At 44.7% G+C, this 20,770-nt stretch carries 21 protein-coding genes; 13 read left to right on the forward strand and 8 right to left on the reverse strand.

Annotation, left to right across the window (positions count from 1 at the left end; all coding sequences use genetic code 11):
• Positions 1–1,195: 1,195 nt before the first annotated feature.
• Positions 1,196–3,166 (forward strand): replication initiator protein RctB domain-containing protein, encoded by a 1,971-nt coding sequence (locus tag AC5O63_RS04615; protein ID WP_272787769.1) that lies wholly within the window; start codon positions 1,196–1,198, stop codon positions 3,164–3,166.
• Between the two features lie 706 nt (positions 3,167–3,872).
• Here the strand turns inward: AC5O63_RS04615 and AC5O63_RS04620 are convergent.
• The 3 genes from AC5O63_RS04620 to AC5O63_RS04630 are packed head-to-tail and all read right to left on the reverse strand — an operon-like array spanning position 3,873 to position 6,123.
• Positions 3,873–4,349: a transcriptional regulator gene (locus AC5O63_RS04620; RefSeq protein ID WP_494504081.1), complete on the reverse strand. Its 477-nt coding sequence runs from the start codon at positions 4,347–4,349 to the stop codon at positions 3,873–3,875.
• Complete coding sequence (locus AC5O63_RS04625; protein ID WP_494504082.1) at positions 4,346–5,278, reverse strand: ATP-binding cassette domain-containing protein; 933 nt, start codon at positions 5,276–5,278, stop codon at positions 4,346–4,348. Before AC5O63_RS04625 ends, AC5O63_RS04620 begins: the two co-directional genes overlap by 4 nt.
• On the reverse strand, positions 5,275–6,123 hold the full coding sequence (locus AC5O63_RS04630; RefSeq protein WP_004746310.1) for an ABC transporter ATP-binding protein: 849 nt from the start codon (positions 6,121–6,123) through the stop codon (positions 5,275–5,277). Before AC5O63_RS04630 ends, AC5O63_RS04625 begins: the two co-directional genes overlap by 4 nt.
• Before the next feature lie 360 nt (positions 6,124–6,483).
• Here AC5O63_RS04630 and AC5O63_RS04635 point away from each other — a divergent pair, with 360 nt between their 5' ends.
• The 4 genes from AC5O63_RS04635 to AC5O63_RS04650 all read left to right on the forward strand — a co-directional run bounded on the left by AC5O63_RS04635 (position 6,484) and on the right by AC5O63_RS04650 (position 9,231).
• Positions 6,484–6,681: a PA3496 family putative envelope integrity protein gene (locus tag AC5O63_RS04635; protein ID WP_004746308.1), complete on the forward strand. Its 198-nt coding sequence runs from the start codon at positions 6,484–6,486 to the stop codon at positions 6,679–6,681.
• 163 nt (positions 6,682–6,844) lie between these two features.
• Positions 6,845–7,054, forward strand: coding sequence for a DUF3283 family protein (locus AC5O63_RS04640; protein ID WP_171320359.1), 210 nt, complete (start codon positions 6,845–6,847; stop codon positions 7,052–7,054).
• 92 nt (positions 7,055–7,146) lie between these two features.
• Positions 7,147–7,863 carry a YebC/PmpR family DNA-binding transcriptional regulator gene (locus AC5O63_RS04645; protein WP_008074122.1) on the forward strand — a complete coding sequence of 239 codons (717 nt, stop codon included), beginning with the start codon at positions 7,147–7,149 and terminating at the stop codon, positions 7,861–7,863.
• A 138-nt stretch (positions 7,864–8,001) separates the two neighbouring features.
• Positions 8,002–9,231 (forward strand): lysozyme inhibitor LprI family protein, encoded by a 1,230-nt coding sequence (locus tag AC5O63_RS04650; protein WP_494504083.1) that lies wholly within the window; start codon positions 8,002–8,004, stop codon positions 9,229–9,231.
• A gap of 57 nt (positions 9,232–9,288) precedes the next feature.
• Here AC5O63_RS04650 and AC5O63_RS04655 read toward each other — a convergent pair whose 3' ends face one another.
• Complete coding sequence (locus AC5O63_RS04655) at positions 9,289–9,525, reverse strand: DUF2798 domain-containing protein (RefSeq protein ID WP_494504084.1); 237 nt, start codon at positions 9,523–9,525, stop codon at positions 9,289–9,291.
• A gap of 83 nt (positions 9,526–9,608) precedes the next feature.
• Between AC5O63_RS04655 and AC5O63_RS04660 the strand changes: the two genes are divergently transcribed.
• Positions 9,609–10,514 (forward strand): LysR family transcriptional regulator, encoded by a 906-nt coding sequence (locus AC5O63_RS04660; RefSeq protein ID WP_494504085.1) that lies wholly within the window; start codon positions 9,609–9,611, stop codon positions 10,512–10,514.
• A 38-nt stretch (positions 10,515–10,552) separates the two neighbouring features.
• Entirely contained in the window at positions 10,553–11,284 is a 732-nt protein-coding gene (locus tag AC5O63_RS04665; protein WP_494504086.1) for a glucose 1-dehydrogenase, read from the forward strand.
• Positions 11,285–11,331: 47 nt separating this feature from the next.
• On the opposite strand, the gene AC5O63_RS04670 is transcribed toward AC5O63_RS04665, so the two are convergent.
• Positions 11,332–11,988 (reverse strand): cupin domain-containing protein, encoded by a 657-nt coding sequence (locus AC5O63_RS04670; RefSeq protein WP_494504087.1) that lies wholly within the window; start codon positions 11,986–11,988, stop codon positions 11,332–11,334.
• Between the two features lie 190 nt (positions 11,989–12,178).
• Here AC5O63_RS04670 and AC5O63_RS04675 point away from each other — a divergent pair, with 190 nt between their 5' ends.
• Positions 12,179–12,526, forward strand: a complete 348-nt coding sequence (locus tag AC5O63_RS04675; RefSeq protein ID WP_494504088.1) for a winged helix-turn-helix transcriptional regulator — start codon at positions 12,179–12,181, stop codon at positions 12,524–12,526.
• Between the two features lie 35 nt (positions 12,527–12,561).
• On the opposite strand, the gene AC5O63_RS04680 is transcribed toward AC5O63_RS04675, so the two are convergent.
• The 3 genes from AC5O63_RS04680 to ulaR all read right to left on the reverse strand — a co-directional run bounded on the left by AC5O63_RS04680 (position 12,562) and on the right by ulaR (position 15,900).
• Positions 12,562–13,809, reverse strand: a complete 1,248-nt coding sequence (locus tag AC5O63_RS04680) for a leucine-rich repeat-containing protein kinase family protein (RefSeq protein WP_494504089.1) — start codon at positions 13,807–13,809, stop codon at positions 12,562–12,564.
• 152 nt (positions 13,810–13,961) lie between these two features.
• Entirely contained in the window at positions 13,962–15,029 is a 1,068-nt protein-coding gene (gene ulaG / locus AC5O63_RS04685) for an L-ascorbate 6-phosphate lactonase (RefSeq protein WP_367937422.1), read from the reverse strand.
• Between the two features lie 115 nt (positions 15,030–15,144).
• On the reverse strand, positions 15,145–15,900 hold the full coding sequence (gene ulaR / locus AC5O63_RS04690; RefSeq protein ID WP_239855801.1) for an HTH-type transcriptional regulator UlaR: 756 nt from the start codon (positions 15,898–15,900) through the stop codon (positions 15,145–15,147).
• Between the two features lie 363 nt (positions 15,901–16,263).
• On the opposite strand from ulaR, the gene AC5O63_RS04695 reads away from it, so the two are divergent.
• From AC5O63_RS04695 to AC5O63_RS04715, 5 genes are all read left to right on the forward strand, one after another.
• Entirely contained in the window at positions 16,264–18,024 is a 1,761-nt protein-coding gene (locus AC5O63_RS04695) for a PTS ascorbate-specific subunit IIBC (RefSeq protein ID WP_004746294.1), read from the forward strand.
• Between the two features lie 71 nt (positions 18,025–18,095).
• The gene (locus tag AC5O63_RS04700) at positions 18,096–18,572 is read left to right on the forward strand and encodes a PTS sugar transporter subunit IIA (protein ID WP_004746293.1); all 477 of its coding nucleotides are present in this window, start codon (positions 18,096–18,098) and stop codon (positions 18,570–18,572) included.
• A 9-nt stretch (positions 18,573–18,581) separates the two neighbouring features.
• Positions 18,582–19,274: an L-ribulose-5-phosphate 4-epimerase gene (locus AC5O63_RS04705; protein WP_494504090.1), complete on the forward strand. Its 693-nt coding sequence runs from the start codon at positions 18,582–18,584 to the stop codon at positions 19,272–19,274.
• A 21-nt stretch (positions 19,275–19,295) separates the two neighbouring features.
• Positions 19,296–20,117 (forward strand): pyridoxal phosphatase, encoded by an 822-nt coding sequence (locus AC5O63_RS04710; protein ID WP_171320346.1) that lies wholly within the window; start codon positions 19,296–19,298, stop codon positions 20,115–20,117.
• Between the two features lie 5 nt (positions 20,118–20,122).
• On the forward strand, positions 20,123–20,770 hold the full coding sequence (locus tag AC5O63_RS04715; protein ID WP_494504091.1) for a 3-keto-L-gulonate-6-phosphate decarboxylase UlaD: 648 nt from the start codon (positions 20,123–20,125) through the stop codon (positions 20,768–20,770).

Below are 20,770 nucleotides of genomic sequence, written 5' to 3' on the forward strand. Positions count from 1 at the left end.
CACTTTGTACAACATACAATAAAAAGGTGAACATGCAATTATAGATATTAATCACATTAAATAGAAATATGACATGAATTTTAACGTCAAGGAGCAAAAATAGGTCAAATGATTGTCAAAAAATCCCTAAGAAACCCTCCAAATCCTACAAATAATAAAAGTGTTACAGCATCACTTATTTACAATGTAAAAACTCAATGAACCTACTTAATCGTCTATATCTTCGGAACGATTAAGAATTAGCTCTAATTTACGGCTGGTGCAATTTTGACTTAAGTTACACCGTTAAATTTGAAAACAACAGTTCAAGTAGACAGCGTAGTTAATGTTAAAAACCAAGCGCGATAACATTTCTTCGGAACAATGATCAAGGAAGCTATGGTGATCATGCTTTCGATAACTTTTGATGCTTAGGGAACGATGATCAAGGAAATTTCAGCACAGAATCAAAGGGATTCTAGATCCTAAACAAATGATCAAAGATCGGAACAATGATCAAGTAACACTATCTACCGGAAGCATGAAAAAATACCATCGAATTACGGACGAATGCAGATGGACTAAGAGATAAGAGCCGACAAGGCATTAAGAGAACGAATTGTTGAACGACAGCTTAATCAATGCAGGAACGATGTCATTTACTTGATCATGCTTTCGAAACGCTAAAGACTAGCGAATAAGAGACAACAAAATAGGCAACTTGTCGTTCAACTAAAGATATTGTTCAGAGAGTAATCAATATCCGCAATTACATCCTCTTCCTTGATCATTCTTTCGAAAACGAGAACAGGAAAAAGACAAGCTTTCACCGTCCATCCCAAACAGTTATCCTTCGTCTTGTGGATAAAGTGTGTAGGGCTGATGATCATGCTTTCATAGACACGTTGATCATAGATTCGAATCAATGATGATCATCGTTCTAGTAATATTTGATCATGCTTTCAAAGACTCATTGATCATGCTTTCGGGATTATCATGATCATGCTTTCCAAGCGTTAAAAAAAAATCCTTTTATCTACATGCACTTACAAGCCTGGCAACGCTCGGATCAATAGATCATATAATCAATTAAGATCAGATTAATCAAAAAGATCAGTTATTTAAAAGCAATAATTTTTTCTTTATTTATGATCTTTTTTTCTTTATTCTTTCGGAACTATAGCGATATTACGGCTAGTGTGACACGGATCTAATAATGAGCTCAGACGAAAAACTACTGATCAAAGCGCCAAGAAGCCACAAAGATGGACACTTATTTGAAGTATCTGAAGTTGCTGTTAATTGGATAGAGCAGTATCAACACTTCAAAGGCGTTACCAAAAGTATCGTCGAACTTCTTAATCTTATCTCCCTAAGAGGCTTTAGCAGCAAAGACGGATTAGTTTCAACCACTGAACTGATTGATGCGACTGATGGCCAAGTTACCCGTGCCGCTATCCAGCAAAGGTTACGCGCAGCGGTCAATATTGGTTTGTTTCAACAAGTCCCGGTTCGTTTTGAAGAAGGACTGGCAGGCAAAACCATGCTGCATCGTTTCGTTAACCCTAACCAGCTCATCTCCGTTTTAGGCGCTACAAGCCTGGTTACAGAATCGGTAAAACAAACGGAAAAACAGAAGCGATCAAAAGCTCTGGCGCAAACTCAAGTCAATAAACGCTTGTTGAATGAGCATGGCTTAAACACGCCACCAGCGATGAAAGATGAAGCGGATCAGTTTGTTGTTTCACCAACTAATTGGGCAGGTATCATAGATCAAGCTTTAGCGCCACCACGTACCCGCAAAAGCTACCAAAAGAGCATGGTGTCGATCTCTGGTACACGCGCAGTGATCGAAACACGATCATCTAAAAATATTATGACGGTTGATGATCTGATGACCTTGTTCGCGCTGTTCACTTTGACGGTGCAATATCATGAACATCACCAACATCAGTATCAGTTAGATGGTACTCATGTACCGAATAAAACTCCGCTGTATATCACGGATATTCTTTCACTACGTGGGAAAAAAGACAGTGGTCCGGCTCGTGATTCTATTCGTGACAGTATTGATCGAATTGAGTTTACTGACTTCCAGTTACACGAGCTGACTGGTCGATGGCTTAGTGAGAACATGCCAGAAGGCTTTAAGAGCGATCGTTTTAGATTTTTGGCCCGCACCATTACCGCATCGGAAGAAGCCCCTACAGAGGGCGCTGACGGCGAAATTCGCATTAAACCAAATCTATACATCCTAGTTTGGGAGCCGTCGTTCTATGAAGAACTGCTGACGCGCGACTATTTCTTCCTGTTTCCGCCTGAAATCCTAAAGCAGCACACGTTAGTGTTTCAGTTGTACAGCTACTTCCGTAGCCGTATGTCGCGTCGTCATTCAGATGTGATGCTACTGAGTGAGTTGAACCAGAAACTGGCGCGAAACATTGAATGGCGTCGCTTCTCGATGGATTTGATCCGTGAATTGAAAAGGCTAGCTGAAGACAAGGGCACCGAAGATCTGTTTTTGGTCAATCTTTGGGGTTACCACCTAACGATCTCGGCAATGATCGAAAATGGCAAAGTCAAAGATTATCAATTTGATATCAAGTGTGATGCAGAAGAAGTCTTGCGTTACTCGCGCGCCCGAACCACCAATGCGGGTAAGCGTAATATGGCACCAACCTTGCCAAACCCGCTTCGTAACGAAATGGTGTCAAAACAGCAGCTTGAAGAGATGTCTCAGATCATCGATGGTGAATTTGAGCCAATCCAACGCAAAGAGCGTTCACCGCGCGGTAAGTTAGGCCGTCGTGTTAAGCAACGTAAGCACCTGGTTGAGATCAATGCGGATGAGATTACCATTACTCTATCCAAATATACCTCCTCAGAGGCTCTAGAACGCTCTATATCGGCTTTGGCTGCTATGACAGGTCATTCCCATAGCTCAATCCAAGAAGAGTGTCTGGAGCTGATTGACAAGCTTGATTACCTCCGAGTCGGTCAAGAGGCGATTCCTTACGAGACACTGAGCAAGATGGTAGAGCTCTACAATGGTCAAAGTGAGAACAAGCATTTGTCTATTGAGCGCCTAATTGCGGGCTTGGCTGTTCGTCGTAAAGTATGTAAACAAGTTTTTGAAGGTCACCTAGACGAAACGGTGTTCAGAGCGCTAGATGAGGTGGCCGTTTAAGCCATAAAATAGGGCAAGATATGAAGCCAGCGATTCAAACGCTGGTTTTTTTGTGTTTTTTTACGCTGATATACACCTTGTTACATTCTTTGAGCTATTAAACAGAGCTACTACATTCCCCTGACAGTGCACTGACATTGGCTCAGGAGCAGTTGGATAATATTTATCCCGAATAGACAACCTTTTGTCCTTTCTGATGAATGAGGGATAGGATTATCCCTGATAGATTGGCTCATATTGTTACATTCATTCTGAATATTTTGCGAGTTCTCCGAGCTCGCTTTTTTTTGCCTAAAATTCAGTAAATTACCTAGGGTCTGTTGACCTTTCGCGGTTAAATTTTGTTCGAGATAAAAGCGTTTTAATCGCGGCGAGAGGTTTGACGCCTAGTCACTCTAAGCAAAACACCTCTCAACAAAGAGTAAAACGCTTTTAGCCGAACCCTTCGGGCAGCGTTTGTGGCCCCTTTCTGCTGCGTTATCGGCTTATCAGGTAGAGTAACTACAATTCAAAGCCTCTGCCTTGCATTAAGAACCCACAAACTGCTGCAAAAATCAGCACGAAAGGTCAACAGACCCTATTTATCTACGAAACGATGATCAAGGTAATCTCCCTTGATCATCTTTCCGTTATTGCATTGAATCTATCGTGTGGAGCAGGGGAGAGCTCTTGCAGAGCAGGTTTCACTGATTGATGGAGTGAAGGTTTAGTGTTTCATACTCGGTAATCCTTGATCATCGTTCCGTGGTTCATTCCAAGCATGGGCTGCCATAAACTGAACATGGGCATCGATCAATTGATGAGACTCTTCCTGCCAGCTGCAATGACTTTGTTGATTGCAGAACTCCAAGCTTAATACTGTCAGGTGCTGCATGCGCTTCATACACCAATCTTTTAGTTCTAGCTCGCTAGCCGGATTCGAAACAACATTTTGCAGTCTGCTATAGGCCAGCTGTAAAAATTGGTACGCTTTATCAGGTGCGTCGTAACGAGCATGATTAAAGATACGCAGGCAACCATCTAACCAACAGGCAATCGCCTTACTCTGTTGCTCGGAAATCAACGGCCCCCAAATTTGCTCTGGAGGTGACAGGATCAATGATTCAAGATTACTACCTTGATCATGCTTTCGGTGTTGATACCAGATCCCGATCTGTTCTACCCACGTATCTAATTGACTCATGCTGCCTTAACCCATTGTTTTACAAAGTGATTTGGTCCGACTTGATCAAACCCTTCTTTAACAATCGCACTTTGCTCACGGATCTGATCGGCATCTAAAGAATAGTTTGGTTCATTTTCCACTAATTGGCCAAATGGCAGATCGGGATCGGGTACCGCAGAGATCAGTAGCTTAGTGTAAGGATGTTGCGGATCGGTTAAGATCGCTTGGGTATCACCCCATTCAACAATCTGGCCTTTGTACATCACGGCAGTTTCTTCAGCAATGTAGTGTGCGGTCGCAAGATCGTGGGTAATGTACAAAAAGCCAATACCGAGCTCTTTCTTCATCCGTTGCATCAGGTTGAGGACACCGAGCCGAATGGAGACGTCCAACATTGAGGTTGGCTCATCAGCAAGTATAACCTCAGCGCCTACCGCGAGTGCTCGTGCCAGGTTCACCCTTTGTCTTTGGCCGCCGCTTAGCTCATGTGGGTACTTGTCTAATGTATCAGGAGCCAGTTCCACTAACTCGATCAGCTCCTTCAGCCTAGCGGGGATATCGGCTTTGTTTGCCACTTGTTTGTGTATCTTCAGTGGACGAGTTAAATGGTGCTCAATGGTTTGGGTTGGATTTAACGAGCCAAATGGGTCTTGAAACACCATTTGCACCTTGCTGCGATAATCTAGCAGCTCTTTCTTACTGGTGATTTCATCGATGTTCTTACCGTTAAACAGGATCTCGCCTGAAGTGGTTGGGTAAACCTTAGTGATCAAGCGTGCGCAAGTACTCTTACCGCAGCCAGATTCTCCAACTAGCGCTAAGGTACGGCCTTTATGCAGGTTGAGGGTTATCCCTTGCAGGGCTTTAAATCGCTCAACAGACGCAAATCCTCCGCCAATAGTGAACTCTTTAACCACATTGTTAAGTTGAATGATGGGTTGGCTCATGCGAGGGCTCCTTGTTGTTGATGTTTACCTTCGTGAATGTTCGGGAATGAGGCCCACAGTTTTTGTGTATATGGGTGCTGAGGGTTGTTGCGAATTTGCTTAGACTGATTAACCTCGACAATTTCGCCATGACGCATGATGGCAATGCGATCGCACAATTGGCTCATTAGAGCTAAATCGTGGGTAATAAACAGAACCGAGAATCCAAACTCTTCACGTAGTTGATAGATTTGCTGCAATATTTCGCGCTGGACCACCACATCGAGCGCCGTAGTCGGCTCATCCATAATGATCAGTTTTGGATTGAGTGATAGAGCAATCGCGATGACCAATCGCTGTCTCATACCACCACTAAACTGGTGAGGGTACTCAGTGAGTCGCTCTCGGGGAATGTTGACTAAATCGAGCAGTTTTTCCGCGCGATCTTTGGCTTGTTCCTCACTCATGCCTCTATGGTGGCGCAGTACATCGGCAAATTGCTCTTGAATTGGCAACACGGGATTAAGTGAGTTCATGGCACTTTGAAAGACCATAGCAATTTCGCTCCAGCGGATAGCACCGAGATCTTTATCGGATAGCCTAAGTAGGTCTTGCCCCTCGAAATGAATTTCACCGCCAGAGATAAACGCAGGTGGCTTATGTAGACGATTAATTGCAAAAGCGATGGTGCTTTTACCGCAACCTGATTCGCCGGCAAGGCCAAATATTTCACCTTTACCAATGTCAAAACTGACTGACTTCACCGCGTTGAAGTCGCCCGTGTCGGTAATGTAGTCGACACATAAATCCCGAATCTTGATGATCGGGTCTGCATGATAAGCATGCGTGCTGGTTAGTTTACTCATAATCTTACTCAAAAACACAAAAGATAATGATTATCATTAACTCTTATTTTTTGAGTGAAAAGAAGTACGATTGAAAACAGTGAAGTGACTCGAAAAATGGGCTCAGAATGTGTTCAGCACTGGGGGCTAGAGAAGAAAACGCTGAAGAAAAAATGAGACCCGGATCGCCTTCATTTCTGTAGGGGTAATCCTTTAAATGTACTGTGCGACAACGGCAGGCGCAAAACTTATTTATACAAAAAACAGTAAGAGTTTCTGAACTATTAGCACAATCACATTATGGAGCTAAAATTCTTAACAAGGGGCGAGAGGTTTTGCTACAGATTACCTGTCCCTAGCATGGTTTGTTCGGAGGTTATTATGTCCATTAATTCTATTGACCATGATGAAATGAGTAAAATTGCTGGCAAGTGGGACTTCACGGAAGAAGTAGAGTCACAAAAGCCGACTAAGGGTGCCAAATCTGCCGAAGCTCGTCGTCGTATCGAAGCATTAAAAGAGATTCGTGAGAGTGGGTTAACTATCGAAGAGGCAAAGGAACTAGGCATTCTGCACTAGTTGTGACACACATATGCGATTACCTAAGGGGGGCACAGGAAAGCCCCCCTTTGTTTTTGAGAGTTTTTTGATCTAACCCTTCACTCCCACTGCAATTCCTCGCTACATTCGCGTTGGGTGTGGTATATTCCCTCCCCATATTTTTACAGATTTAAATTTTGCTATGTCGATAAACCTGTCAACTCTCCCTGCAAGCGAAAAAAACAAGATTGAACTTGATAAGCAAGCCTCATTTTTGGTTTGGAAGCTTCGTGAAGCGAAAGCTGTGCCTGATGAGATTGATCAGGAGGCAGCCAAAATTGCCAATGAAGAAGAAAAGGCTTCATTCCTAGAGTCTGTAGCTAAATATAAGCGAGTAATGGGCGTCGCGTAACGTAACCATTTCCTCTGCAAGGCGAGAAATTGAAATGTGCTCGCTTTTTGCTAAAATCCTTCGCGTTAAATTGAATTAGAGAGAACATCCCGATGGGAAGAAGTTTTGAAGTGCGCAAAGCCTCAATGGCTAAAACTGCTGGCGCAAAAATTAAAGTTTATTCCAAATACGGTAAAGAAATTTACATGTGCGCGAAAAATGGCGGTGCAGACCCAGACATGAACTTGTCTCTTAAGCACCTGATCGCAAAAGCGAAAAAAGACCAAGTTCCTGCACACGTTATCGACAAAGCGATCGATAAAGCAAACGGTGGTGGCGGTGAAGACTACGTTCCTGCGCGCTACGAAGGCTTTGGTCCTGGCGGCACAAGCGTCATCGTTGATTGTCTAACTGACAACGGTAACCGTACTTTCCAAGATGTACGCCAGTGTTTCGTTAAAACAGGTGCGAAAATCGGTGTTGAAGGTTCTGTTTCACACATGTTTGATCACCAAGCAGTATTCCAGTTCAAAGGCGATGATGATGAAATCATTCTAGAAACGCTGATGATGGAAGACGTAGACGTGACTGACGTTGAACTTGAAGATGGCGTGATTACAGTTTTCGCTCCTCACACTGAGTTCTTCAAAACTAAGACTGCTCTAAACGGTGCGTTCCCAGACCTGACTCTTGATGTAGAAGAGATCACTTTCGTACCTCAAACTCACACGCCAGTTGCGGGTGAAGATGCAGAGAAATTCCAGAAGTTCTTAGACCTTCTTGATGACTGTGATGACGTTCAGCAGGTTTACCACAACGCTGAGCTGTAATCGCTAAGCGCTGCAAATCAGATAAACTAAAAAGGGATCGATTCGATCCCTTTTTTTGTTTTCGCGTGTTAAAAATAGGGCTGATACCAAACTCGAAAGAGCATTCATTCTGCTCACTCTGTTATTGAAGGACCAATGATGACCAAATTTATTCCGATTGTACTAGGTTGTAGTTTGGCGTTTTCCGCTGCTTCTATTGAGCTGGATCTCGTGACGAAAGCGCAGCAGCTCTATGAAGCGGGCGATAAAAAACAAGCGCAGACTTTGTTTACTCAGGCGGCTGATCAGGGCAGTGCAGAAGCGCACTTTAGACTTGCTTACCAATACACTTTAACGGATGAAGATAGCGTCTACCATTTGCAGCAAGCCGCGGCGAATGGTCATCAAGAGGCACTAAAATACTATCTAGATAAGATCTTTTTCCGCGCAGGCAGCATTAGAATGTCTGACCCTAAAAGCGCACTAGAGACTTACTATAAAGCCAAACAGACAAATCCTAGTTTGTCTCTCTATGACGAACAAGAAAAGGTGCAAGTACTGACCTACGCTGCCGAAGTCCCCGAGCGTGACCCTGATGCGTTCTTTAAAACTTATCAGGTAGAGGATGAAGATGGAGATTGGCCCTTCTACGATGTGTGGGAGTTAGCTGAACAAGCTTCAACAGAGGGAAGTAAGTTTGGTAAACCCGATCCAGAACTTGTGTTTTGGTTGATCACGCGTGGGGGGGATGTGCCTGCTGAGCTGTCATTCGCGGTGACCGATTACTATAAGCATTGGAAAAAAGATCAAGTGGTGCCTTTTAACCTTTGTCATTACGTGACCAGTGGCGCGGGGGCAGGGTATTGCGCTGATAGGGATGCCGTAGAGCAGGAGAAACGTCGCCAAAGTGAGCTTTCCGCATTAACTGAAAAACTGCCTGAGGAGAGCCTAGCTCTGTTGAATCTCGCCTATAAAGAGATGGAAGATTATGTCACGCTCAAAGCGCAGCAAGAAGAAATGCATGGTGGTACGGGGCGTACTGCTTGGATAATAGACTCGATTCAATCGCAGAAGGATCTTTACCTTTCAACGCTAGATAAAGCCATTCAAGGTGATATAGAGGCCGTTTCCACGCCACTCAGTGAAACAGATAGCCAATTAAATACGACGTACAAAAAGCTAATGAGTGCGCTTAAACTGCCATCTGAAGACTATGCGATGCCAAAACCACAAGCTGACGATGTAAGAGAAGTGCAAAGACAGTGGATTAAACATCGTGATGCGACATGTCGCTTGATTGCCTCAGTCGAGCCACAGTTAAAAGAGCAATGCCTCAACTGGATAACGGCTCAAAGAGAGCAGGAGCTGCAAGGTATTATCACGCCATAGTGGTACGAACAAATATGACAAGGGGACATGAGGTCCCCTTTTTGTTTTTTAAACGCTTTAAGCCTGCGAGACTGCGCTTGTGTTAGCTAACCAGTTAGACAACTTTCTAATTTGCGGTAAGACAGTCAAGTTAAGTGTTAGCGCTGCCGGCCATGCCAGAAGAAAGCTATCTAACCAAATCGCTGGCCACTCGCTACTGAAACCCAATTTATAGCCAGAAATTAATCCCGACATAATGATGGCCATGGTCAAAGACGAAAGCAGGGCGGAAATCCAAAAATGTTTGCGGCTCATAAATTCTCCTCTTCTTGTTGTTGTTCTGATGTATTTAAGGATATAACTATCCAATAGTGAAAAAAATAAGCAGGTATAGAAGTATGAATTCCATATTTGGAAACATGGATGATCTCTATTTGTTTTGTAGTGTGGTGGAAGAAGGCTCTTTGCTGTCGGCTTCTAAAAAGCTTCAGCTTCCGGTTTCGACCATGTCACGCCGCTTATCTGCGCTTGAACAGCGCCTCAACACGCGGTTATTGGAAAAGAAGGGCAGAGAGCTCGTTGCAACACAAAGTGGCTCAGAAGCCTTTGAGTTGCTTAGAAGTGGAATGGAATCGGTCGAGTCTGGCTTCGGGCAAATGCTATCTGAAACGCAGGAAGTGTCGGGCAAGATAAAGCTCGCTATTCCACACAACTTTTATCGAGCCTTTGTGGGGGAGGTGGTCGAGCAGTTTTTGGTTGATTATCCCAAAGTATCGCTCGACTTGGTGCTTAGCCAAGAGCAAGCTGTACCGCAGACTGACCGAGATTTGCTGATCACATTCGACTTGGCTGAGATGAATGACATGATCGCCAGACCTTTATTTAAAGCTCGCCATGCCTTTTTTGCCAGTCCTGAGTACTTAACCCAAGTAGGGGAGGTTAACGATCTTGCCTCTTTGAGTCAGCTTGACTGGGTTAGCGTTGATCATGCTCTAGACATTTCCGTGTATGAGCAAGAGCATCTGGTTGATGTGATGAGCGTGAAGCCTAAGCTGATCGTCAATGATATTTTGGCGGTATGTGGCGCGGTAGAGAAAGGTTTAGGTGTGGCGTCGTTGCCTTTCAGACATGTGCATAAAGGGATGAACTTAGTTAGGGTGCTGCCTCAGTATCAACGCAGTGTTAGGCAAGCCTACTTGGTGTATAAGCAAAGGCGCTATCAACCTAAGGCGCTGAGTTTGTTGGTAGAGCGTTTAATGGCTGGCGTAGAGAAGATGCAAGAGCCAACGGATTTTACACTGTAAAGTCACCTTAATTGGAATTGAAGAGTAAAGGAAATCAAATGGATAAAGTGGTTATTGTAACGGGAGCGGGTAGGGGTATTGGCGCTGAAACCGCAAAACTTCTTGCAAGCCAAGGCTATGCCGTCGCGGTCAATTATCTTAAAAACCACCAGCGTGCTGATGAAGTGGTTGAGCAGATTACTTCCGAAGGCGGAAATGCGTTCGCGATTCAGGCTGATGTTTCAGACCAAGAGCAAGTTGAAGCTATGTTTGCCCAAGTTACCCAGCGCTATGGCACGGTCACTCATTTGGTGAACAATGCAGGTATTCTGTTTACTCAATCAACCTTGAGCGAGATTGACCTAGAACGATTCAAGAAGGTAATGGATGCTAATGTCATAAGCTGCTTTTTGTGCTGTAAGGCGTTTATCAATCAGCTTGATAGTAATGGCTCTATCGTTAACGTCTCTTCCGCTGCGTCAAGAACAGGAGCGCCATTTGAATATGTAGACTACGCAGCCTCTAAAGGCGCGATGGATTCGTTAACCAAAGGGCTGTCACTTGAGCTTGCGTCGCGAAATATCCGTGTTAATGGTGTCAGACCAGGTTGTATTTACACTGAGATGCACGCCGATGGCGGTGAGCCAGGACGAGTCGATAGACTTGGGCCACAACTTCCACTAGGCCGCGGAGGAACGGCATTGGAAGTGGCGAACTCTATTTCTTGGCTACTGTCTGATGAAGCGTCGTTCGTCACTGGCTCTTTTATTGATATAGCGGGTGGTCGATGATCGCTTTTTAACAAAGGTATTCGCTAAGCCGATGCCCTTACATTGGGCTAAACCCCCAGAGGCAAATGGCCTGTCTTTACTAGGATCACGGTTTCTTGTTCGACGTAAGGAAAGTGCTCACTCATATGCGGGCTGCGTATCCAACAACCTTGTGGATATTGCCCGTGTTCATCGGAGAATTTGCCACTGAGAACAAGGATCTCTTCACCACCAAAATGCTTATGTGGTTGAAACCTTTCTCCGGCTGGCCATTTAACTAAGGCAACATGCTCATGCTCAAAGTCATGCAGGGGCATCACTTCTAGCCCACCAATCCCCGCAAGCCATTGCTGTGTGTTTGTATTGACTCGTACTGTCGCACTATCGCGGGCATCAAATTGATTTAGTTTGACTAAGATAACGCAGCCTTTGTCGCTAAATGGAGCGTGGCTACTGCCCGGTGGGTTACGTAAATAAGTCCCTGCTGGGTAATCGCCATTTTCATCGGAGAACACCCCCTCTAATACAAAGATCTCTTCACCCATTGGGTGAGGGTGGGTTTTAAACTGAGAGCCTGCTTCATAGCGTACGATACTTGTCGTATGGCCTGATTCTGCTTCCTCACGTTCGAGTGGTTTACGCCAAACACCTTGGGCAGGGCTGGCGATCCAAGGCATAGACTGAGTATCAATCACGACTCGCTCAGCAAAATTCATATTGAGCATACTTTTCTCCTTCCCGTTACTTGTTCAATTTAAGGCAGTGTTATCGGCATCAGGTAATGGGATTATTTAGATAAGAATATTCCAGTTTCTTATCGTTTTGGTTATTTTGTTGGTACTTATACTATCCATATACCAAGGCGTTAGATAGTAAGTACTAACTGGTGGGGTAGGTACTTATTGGTACATCTTTATGAATAACAAAGAAAAAAAATTTCCGAGGAAAGTCGCTCCTCAAAGCAGTGCACGGATGGTCGAAACCATCTATGGCTGCAAATGGTCACTAACGGTTTATCAATTGCTTGCTGCAGACATCAATCGTCCTGGAGAGATGGTACGTAGTGTTGAAGGGCTGTCGACTAAGGTGCTAAACCAATGTCTAAAGCGTAATGTCGAGTTCGGTATTTTAGATAAAGTGGTTTACAACGAGTTGCCGCCAAGGGTGGAATATCAGGTGACGGATTTTGGGGAGAAGTTTCTCGCCGTACTTGAGCAACTTGAAGCTCTTCAGCAAGAGATTGACCGTGATAAAGAGCGCTAATAGGCATGGAATACTAGCGCTCTTTGTAAAGCAGTTTAGCCAGCGATTAAGGCGAGGTTCTTTAAGCTTTTGTAGGCCGCAGTTTGTGTTTCGATCGGCTTACACACCGAAAGTAGATCATCAATAAAGTGCCCCAAAGCGCGGGCTTCAATCTTTCTAATACCGCGTTGTTGGGTTTCGGTTAAGTAGTCGTAGACTGATGCGGCGCCAAAATCGCCAAATATCATTTCACCTTGTTCATTGATCAACACATTGTGCGCGTAGAGGTCACCATGACATACCTTGTTATCGTGTAGGTGATTAAACACATCCATCATCTGGTCGACAATCTTTTCAATCTGACTGACCGAAAGGGTGAAGTTTTGCCCAAAAACATCTCGTGTACAGGTTTGTAATGTTGGCGGTAGACCAAGATTGAAGTAGCTATCTGGGATCAACTCCATCACCAAGGCAAGGTGATTGTCCTCGTTTACTTGAGCGATAGATTTCACAAGGTTGTTGTGGTGACCTGTTTGCAGGCAAGCTTGCAGCTCATCGCAAGGGTAGCCATCACTGGTTACATCCCCCTTAAACACTTTTACCGCAACATTGGCTGGGAAGTCGAAATCGGCGTCGAGCCAATTCGCTTGAGAGATCACCCCAGATGCCCCTTGCCCTAAAACCTGATTAAGTTTGTAAGCGCTTGAAGCAACTTGTGGAACACTCTCTTCAAGACTGGTTCTTTCACAGAAAGGGTTGCCTGCAAAAGCCATCCACGCCAGTTTAGGAAGCTCAAGTAATACGCTAGGGAAGCACTGAAGTTGATTTGCAGACAGGCGCACTAACTCTAAGTTGATCAACTGGCTAAAGCTGTTGGGTAGTGAGGTCAGTTTGTTACCTGCCAAGGCTAATTTCTGCAGGCGCGGGCGGTGGCCCAAAGATTCTGGCAACTTAGCGATCTGGTTATCGGTCAGAATTAACCAACGTAGTTGCTCTGGCAATGACTCTTCGGCGACACGAACAATTTGGTTGCTTTTAAAACCGACCATCTCAAGCTTGTCACAGCGACCTAAAACCAGTGGCAGATGAGTGAAGCGGTTGTTGGAAGCAAATACTATCTTGAGTTGCTGTAATTCAGTGAGCCATTCCGGCAGTTCACTTAAAAGGTTGTTTGAAACATCGAGAATTTCCAACGTATCAGCCAAGGCTAAGATCTCTTGTGGTAACTCGGTTAATTGTTCAGAAAGTTGAAGACGCTGAATGCCTGCAAGCGCTCCGCTTTTAAGTTGTTCTACTGTGTGCAAACTGACTGCCTATAGTTGCTCGTGAATGGGAAAAGAGCGCGTATTCTACGCAGGTTAGCTGTAAAAGGCGAGGTGAGTGTTAGGTGGGGATTAGGTTCGATAATCGAAAAAGCCGAGTGGACAAACACTCGGCTTGGAAGATATGGGGACGGTTATAGAAACGCCTTGTATGGCAGTTCTGGTTCATTTTTAAAGATGTCTTTGAAACCACGGAAATGTTGATAATGCATACGCCCTTTGTCTGTTGGGTATGTGTACTTACCGCCAACCTGCCAGAAGAACGGAGCAAAGCTGTACTGAAGACGATCTTTTTTCATGTTCCATAGCACTTCAATTTCTCGAGGGTCATTCTGGAAGTTGGCCCAGATGTCGTGGTGGAATGGCATTACGACCTCACAGTCTAGTGACTCAGCCGCTCTGAGAATATCCGATGAAGTCATTTTATCAGTGACACCGCGAGGGTTCTCACCATAAGAAAGTAATGCAACATCAATTTGGTACTCGTTACCATGTGATGCGTAGTAGTTCGAGTAGTGTGAGTCGCCAGAGTGATAAACGGAACCACCCGTTGTTTCGATCAAGTAGTTGACGGCACGTTTGTCCATTCCATCCAAGATCTCTTTATCGTACGACGATGTGCCTTCTGGAAGTGTTACTAGTGCAGTGCGGTCAAATGAGTCGAGAACGCGGATCTTCATGTCACCCACTTCTAATACATCACCAACTTTTGCTACCACACAACGCTCTTCTGGAACGCCCCAGCCCATCCATAAATCGACACAAGCTTGCGGGCCGATAAATTTAACGTGCTCAGGGCAGTTTTGTAGAACTGCCGCGGCAACATTGACGTCAATATGATCAGCGTGATCATGAGAGGCGAGTACAGCATCGATCTCTTTGATCGCAAATGGGTCAAGTGGGAAAATTGCAGTACGCAAGTTTGGTTGAAGCGCTTCTACACCGCCCATACGCATCATCTGGTGTTGGTTTTTCATGAACGCATTCTTTTGCGTTTTCTTACCAGTACCGCACCAGAAGTCGATCGAAATATTGGTATTGCCTTCACTTTTAAGCCAGATCCCAGTACACCCTAGCCACCACATAGAGAATGTACTTGGTTCTACTACAGTGTTTTCGATCTCTTCGTTTAGCCATGTACCCCACTCAGGGAAAGTGCTTAAGATCCAAGATTCACGGGTTATTTCATTCACTTTACTCATAACAGTACCTTTAATTTCACGAAATTTGATTTATTTAGGATGTAGGGAGCCAAGCGTCTTAATATGAGATTAAGACACTGAGCAATTTATGGTGTTATTTATCTATTGGGTGGTGTTAAACCAGAATGACTTGTGTTCCTTGAGCTTCAATCGCTTTGACAACGTCAGGGTTGGCATCTTTGCCGGTTATAACGATATCAATCTTGCTCGCGGGGCAGAAAACCATCCCTGTTCTTTGACCCACTTTTGAACTATCCACTACCACGACTAACTTATCGATTTGCTCAAGCATTTGCTGCTCTGCTACAGCGGTAAGCATGTCTGCTTTATAAAGCCCTGCTTCCGTTAAGCCTTTGCCTGAGGTAAACATCCAGTTACCCGCGTACCCACCCAACGAATCAGGAGCAGGGTTAAGAAAGATGTTTTGCGCTTTATTGTATTGGCCACCAATAATGATCACATCGTCATGATCCTCATTGATTAGATAGCTCGCCAATGGAAAGTAGTTGGTGACAATCTGTACATCTTGGCCACACAGTTTTTGGCCCAGTAAAAATGCGGTTGAACCACAGTTGATGACCACGCTATCTCCTGAGTCGCACAACTCAGCGGCACGTAAGGCTATAAGAGACTTCTCTTCATAGTGCTCAGTACTGTTGATGTTTAGTGGTGACCACTTTTTCTTTTGGCTCTCAATACGCTCAGCACCGTTACGAACTTTACGTAATTTGCCCAACTCATCGAGCTTTGAAATGTCGCGACGAGCTGTCGCAGGAGAAACATTAAAGCTGTTGATGATATGCGAGACGTTGATCGTCCGATTTTCTTCTAATAACGACAAGATACCGTCGTGTCTTTGTACTTCGTTCATTCTTATCACCTTTTCAAGTGTTGTGATTACTTGGTGATTGCTTGTGATTTGTTTTGATTCTAATAATCATCAGTTTGATTGTCAAATAACCATGAAACAAAAATATGCCATAAATCACAAATAATTATAAGTTGCTGATTTTTAAATATTTAGTGGTTTTGGTGTGATCGGTGACCCAAAAACAGCCATTGAACGAGGGTAAAATTGATAAAAATCAAAATAATCACAAATGAGCATTGAATGATTACTTTTGATTGTTAAAGTTTAATTCGTGAGCAAAAGAGAGCGTATTTCACACATTAAGTTGAAAACGTTCTGTCCTACGAACCAAATAAAATTACAAATACTATTAGGGGTAAAGATATGGAGTTCTTATACGACATCTTCTATATATTTTACAGCCAAGTAATGACCAAAGCCCCCTTGCTGCTTGGTCTCGTTACTTTTATTGGCTATTGGCTGCTGAGACGCGATCCTACGACGATAATCAAAGGTTCAATCAAAACGATTGTTGGCTTTATGCTAGTCCAAGTTGGTGCGGGCACATTGGTTAAGGGGTTTAAACCCGTCATTGAAAAGTTGTCGGAATATCATGGATTGACTGGATCCGTTATTGACCCATATACAACCATGATGGCGACGATGGAAAACATGGGAGACATGTATTCCTGGGTTGGCTATGCAGTACTGCTAGCGTTAGGCATTAACATTCTCCTCGTCCTTTTCCGCCGCTTCACTGGCATTCGCACCATTATGCTGACTGGGCATATCATGTTCCAACAGGCAGGTTTGGTTGCTGTTTTCTACTTCATCCTTGGCGCTTCAATGTGGGAGACCATCCTATATTCAGCAGTGTTAATGGCGCTGTATTGGGGTATCTCTTCCAATATCATGTTCAAGCCTACTGAGGAAGTAACGGGGGGGGCTGGTTTCTCTATTGGTCACCAACAGCAGGTTGCTTCTTGGATCGCGACTAAGATTGCACCAAAACTTGGCGATAAGAACGATAGTGTAGACCATATCGAACTGCCTAAATGGCTGCATATCTTCCATGACAGTATCGCTGCAACAGCGATCGTTATGACGGTTTTCTTTGGCATTATCTTGCTGTCGTTTGGCCTAGATAACCTACAAACAATGGCGGGTAAAACGCACTGGACAATCTACATCCTAGAAACAGGCTTGAAGTTTGCCGTAGCGATTCAAGTTATCGTTGCTGGTGTTCGTATGTTCGTTGCTGAACTGTCAGAAGCATTTAAGGGTATTTCTGAACGCGTGATTCCAAATGCAGTATTGGCTATCGACTGTGCTGCGATCTACGCGTTTTCTCCTAACGCTATGGTATTTGGCTTCATGTGGGGTGCTATTGGCCAATTCCTTGCTGTTGGCGCGCTGCTACTTGCTGACTCTCCAATCATGATCATTCCAGGTTTCATTCCAATGTTCTTCTCGAACGCAACAATTGGTGTCTTCGCTAACCACTTTGGTGGCTGGAAAGCGGTTATGAAGATCTGTTTCGTGATGGGTATTATCGAAGTGGTTGGCTCCGCTTGGGCTATTCAGCTGATTAGTAATCATGGTGTGGAGTTCAGTGGTTGGATGGGTATGGCTGACTGGGCTCTAGTGTTCCCACCTATCTTTGCCGGTATCTCAATGTCAAAAGCCTTCTTCTGGGTATTAGTCGCACTGTCACTGGTATACATGTTTTTTGCATCCAAACAACTTCGAGCAGAAGAAGATGCGCAAGGCGTTGTTTCTGTTACAGAAGAACCTGAAGTGATTGAAGCGGTAGAGCAAGCAATCAAAGCGAGCGACGGTGTTCGCCCAGTAAGCATCTTAGCGGTATGTGGGAATGGGCAAGGCTCTTCAATGATGATGAAGATGAAGATTGGTAAATACCTAGAGAAAAAAGGTATCCCTCATGTCATGGACTCATGTGCGGTATCTGACTACAAGTCTAAGCTTGCGTCGACTGACATCATCGTCTCATCGAAACACTTATCTGCTGAAATGGAGCCAGGCGAAGGCAAGTTTGTCTTGGGTGTACAGAACATGCTCAATCCGAACTCTTTTGGTGATGAGTTATTAGAAATCATCGATAAGAACTTCGCTGGAGCAAAGTAACCTCTATACCAAACAACCAATAACAATAACTAAGTGCCAGTTATTGCTGGCACTTCACTGGAGATAGAACAATGGGTTTTAAGCAATCACTGATCGACAACAACTCAATCAAACTACAAGCTTCTGCTTCTAATTGGCGTGAAGCTATCACCATTGGTACAGACATGCTGACCGCATCCGGTGCGATTTTGCCAAGCTACCATGAGGCGATCATCAACAGTGTAGAGAAACTAGGCCCTTACATCTGCATTGCACCTAACTTGGCACTGCCTCACGCTCGCCCAGAAGATGGCGTAATTCGAACGGCTTTTGCGCTCGTTACTCTCGAAGAGCCTGTGTTCTTTGAAGGGGAGGATGAGCCTGTTGATGTACTGATTACGTTAGCTGGAAGCTCTTCTGATGAGCATATGGAAGGCTTAATGGAAGTGACCACGGTACTTGATGACGAAGATAGTGAAACGGGCGTTGATCTTAACAAGTTGCGCCGCTGCAGAACTAAAACTGATGTGTTTGACGTTATTGATGAAGCGCTAGCGGAAACGGCGTAAGGAGAAACTATGTATAGCGCACTAAAACAACGTGTCTTCGAAGCCAATCTCAAGCTGCCGAAATACGGCTTAGTGACATTCACTTGGGGAAACGTTTCGGAAATAGATCGCGAACTTGGTGTATTGGCAATCAAACCTTCCGGTGTTGAGTACGATGCCATGACCGAAGACGACATGGTTATCGTGGATTTAGAAGGCCAAATTATTGAAGGGAAACTAAATCCTTCGAGTGATACAGCGACGCATATTGAAATCTATAAAGCGTTTCCAGAGGTTGGTGGCGTAGTGCACACTCACTCACGTAGTGCCACTATCTGGGCGCAGGCTGGGATTGATATTCCCGCACTCGGTACCACTCATGCCGACTACTTTTACGGAGATATCCCCTGCACCCGTAAGTTGTCTCACGATGAAATTTCAGGGGCTTATGAGAAAAATACTGGGCTCGTTATCATTGAAGAGTTCAAGCAACGCGGCATTAAGCCTATGGCAGTTCCTAGCGTGATTGTGGCAGGGCATGCGCCATTTTCTTGGGGCAAGAACGCGAATGATGCGGTTCACAATGCCGTAGTACTGGAAGAGATTTCGGCAATGGCGTTGTCAACTCGCTCGCTGAATAGTGGCATTAAAATTCAGCCAGAGCTCTCTGACAAACACTACCTGCGTAAACACGGTGAAAATGCTTACTACGGTCAGCGTTAATCTTTGTTGGAGGAAGAGCCCATGTACAAGGTATTAGCATTAGATTTAGATGGAACAGTGCTAACAGATGAACACACTATCCATCCTGAAGTTAAACGCGCGATTAAAGAAGCCAAGCAGCACTGTAAAGTCGTCGTGGTAACAGGGCGTCATCATACTGCTGCTAGGCCTTATTACTACGAGCTTGAACTAGACACTCCAATAATCTGCTGTAACGGCACGTACGTTTATGACTATGCCAATGAGAAGGTTCTCAAGCAGAACTCGATTGATAAGGAAGATGCGCAGATATTTATTGAGCTGGCGCGCGAGTTTCAAGTCAAGATGGTTATGTACATTTCTGACGCCATGACTTACTCGAACTACAACCCGATAACCTACATGCAAGCTTTGGAAAGCTGGGCTAAAACTGCACCACAAGCCCACCGCCCGAAGATATACAAGGTTGACTCATTCAGTGAAACAGCAAAACAGACAGAGCATGTATGGAAGTTCGTTGTTGAGGGATGCCCAAGCTCAGTGGAGAGATTGTTGGAACACCCTTGGGTTGAGCGACAGTTCAATGGTGAGCGCTCTTGGTCAAACCGAATTGACTTTGCCGCAAAAGGAAACAGCAAGGGCCTCCGTCTTGCTGAATATGTCTCTGAACTTGGTTACCACGCAAATCATGTGATCGCGGTTGGCGACAATCACAATGATATCTCAATGCTTCAATACGCCAATTTAGGTGTCGCAATGCGCAATGCCGACGACACCGTGAAGTCACACGCCAAACTCGTGTGCTCGACAGATAACAATCAAGATGGCTTGGCCCGTCTAATACGTGAAAAAATTAAAGGATAACGATAATGACAAAACCAATGATTCAAATCGCCCTAGACCAAACTAATTTACCTGCAGCCATTGAAGTGGCGAACAATGTTGAAAGCTTTGTTGATGTGATTGAAGTGGGCACTATCCTCGCATTTGCTGAGGGCATGAATGCGGTTTCGACTCTGCGTGCTAATCACCCTGATCATATTTTAGTGTGCGATATGAAAACGACAGACGGCGGAGCCATTCTAGCCAAAATGGCCTTCGAGGCGGGAGCTGATTGGATTACGGTTTCCGCTGCCGCACATATTGCAACTATAGAAGCGTGCAAGAAAGTCGCGGATCAACACAAGGGCGAAATTCAGATTGAGATCTACGGTAATTGGACAATGGCAGACGCTCAAGATTGGGTTGATTTAGGTGTCTCACAAGCCATTTATCACCGCTCTCGTGACGCAGAGTTGGCAGGAGTTGGCTGGACCGAACAAGACTTGGAAAAAATGCGTGCCTTGTCTGAACTTGGTCTAGAGTTATCGATCACTGGCGGTATCGTGCCTGAAGATCTTTACCTATTTGAGGGTATCAAGGCCAAAACTTTTATTGCGGGTCGAGCTCTAGCGGGTGAGCAGGGTAAGCAAACCGCTGAAGCACTTCGTGCTCAAATTGACCGCTTCTGGAACTAG

The sequence above is a fragment of the Vibrio sp. SCP2 genome (assembly GCF_059295395.1).

Excerpts from the sequence above, each read along its gene's own strand:
- AC5O63_RS04615 (WP_272787769.1), top strand. The coding sequence starts at position 1,196 with ATGAGCTCAGACGAAAAACTACTGATCAAAGCGCCAAGAAGCCACAAA.
- AC5O63_RS04620 (WP_494504081.1), bottom strand. The coding sequence starts at position 4,349 with ATGAGTCAATTAGATACGTGGGTAGAACAGATCGGGATCTGGTATCAA.
- AC5O63_RS04625 (WP_494504082.1), bottom strand. The coding sequence starts at position 5,278 with ATGAGCCAACCCATCATTCAACTTAACAATGTGGTTAAAGAGTTCACT.
- AC5O63_RS04630 (WP_004746310.1), bottom strand. The coding sequence starts at position 6,123 with ATGAGTAAACTAACCAGCACGCATGCTTATCATGCAGACCCGATCATC.
- AC5O63_RS04635 (WP_004746308.1), top strand. The coding sequence starts at position 6,484 with ATGTCCATTAATTCTATTGACCATGATGAAATGAGTAAAATTGCTGGC.
- AC5O63_RS04640 (WP_171320359.1), top strand. The coding sequence starts at position 6,845 with ATGTCGATAAACCTGTCAACTCTCCCTGCAAGCGAAAAAAACAAGATT.
- AC5O63_RS04645 (WP_008074122.1), top strand. The coding sequence starts at position 7,147 with ATGGGAAGAAGTTTTGAAGTGCGCAAAGCCTCAATGGCTAAAACTGCT.
- AC5O63_RS04650 (WP_494504083.1), top strand. The coding sequence starts at position 8,002 with ATGACCAAATTTATTCCGATTGTACTAGGTTGTAGTTTGGCGTTTTCC.
- AC5O63_RS04655 (WP_494504084.1), bottom strand. The coding sequence starts at position 9,525 with ATGAGCCGCAAACATTTTTGGATTTCCGCCCTGCTTTCGTCTTTGACC.
- AC5O63_RS04660 (WP_494504085.1), top strand. The coding sequence starts at position 9,609 with ATGAATTCCATATTTGGAAACATGGATGATCTCTATTTGTTTTGTAGT.
- AC5O63_RS04665 (WP_494504086.1), top strand. The coding sequence starts at position 10,553 with ATGGATAAAGTGGTTATTGTAACGGGAGCGGGTAGGGGTATTGGCGCT.
- AC5O63_RS04670 (WP_494504087.1), bottom strand. The coding sequence starts at position 11,988 with ATGCTCAATATGAATTTTGCTGAGCGAGTCGTGATTGATACTCAGTCT.
- AC5O63_RS04675 (WP_494504088.1), top strand. The coding sequence starts at position 12,179 with ATGAATAACAAAGAAAAAAAATTTCCGAGGAAAGTCGCTCCTCAAAGC.
- ulaG (WP_367937422.1), bottom strand. The coding sequence starts at position 15,029 with ATGAGTAAAGTGAATGAAATAACCCGTGAATCTTGGATCTTAAGCACT.
- ulaR (WP_239855801.1), bottom strand. The coding sequence starts at position 15,900 with ATGAACGAAGTACAAAGACACGACGGTATCTTGTCGTTATTAGAAGAA.
- AC5O63_RS04695 (WP_004746294.1), top strand. The coding sequence starts at position 16,264 with ATGGAGTTCTTATACGACATCTTCTATATATTTTACAGCCAAGTAATG.
- AC5O63_RS04700 (WP_004746293.1), top strand. The coding sequence starts at position 18,096 with ATGGGTTTTAAGCAATCACTGATCGACAACAACTCAATCAAACTACAA.
- AC5O63_RS04705 (WP_494504090.1), top strand. The coding sequence starts at position 18,582 with ATGTATAGCGCACTAAAACAACGTGTCTTCGAAGCCAATCTCAAGCTG.
- AC5O63_RS04710 (WP_171320346.1), top strand. The coding sequence starts at position 19,296 with ATGTACAAGGTATTAGCATTAGATTTAGATGGAACAGTGCTAACAGAT.
- AC5O63_RS04715 (WP_494504091.1), top strand. The coding sequence starts at position 20,123 with ATGACAAAACCAATGATTCAAATCGCCCTAGACCAAACTAATTTACCT.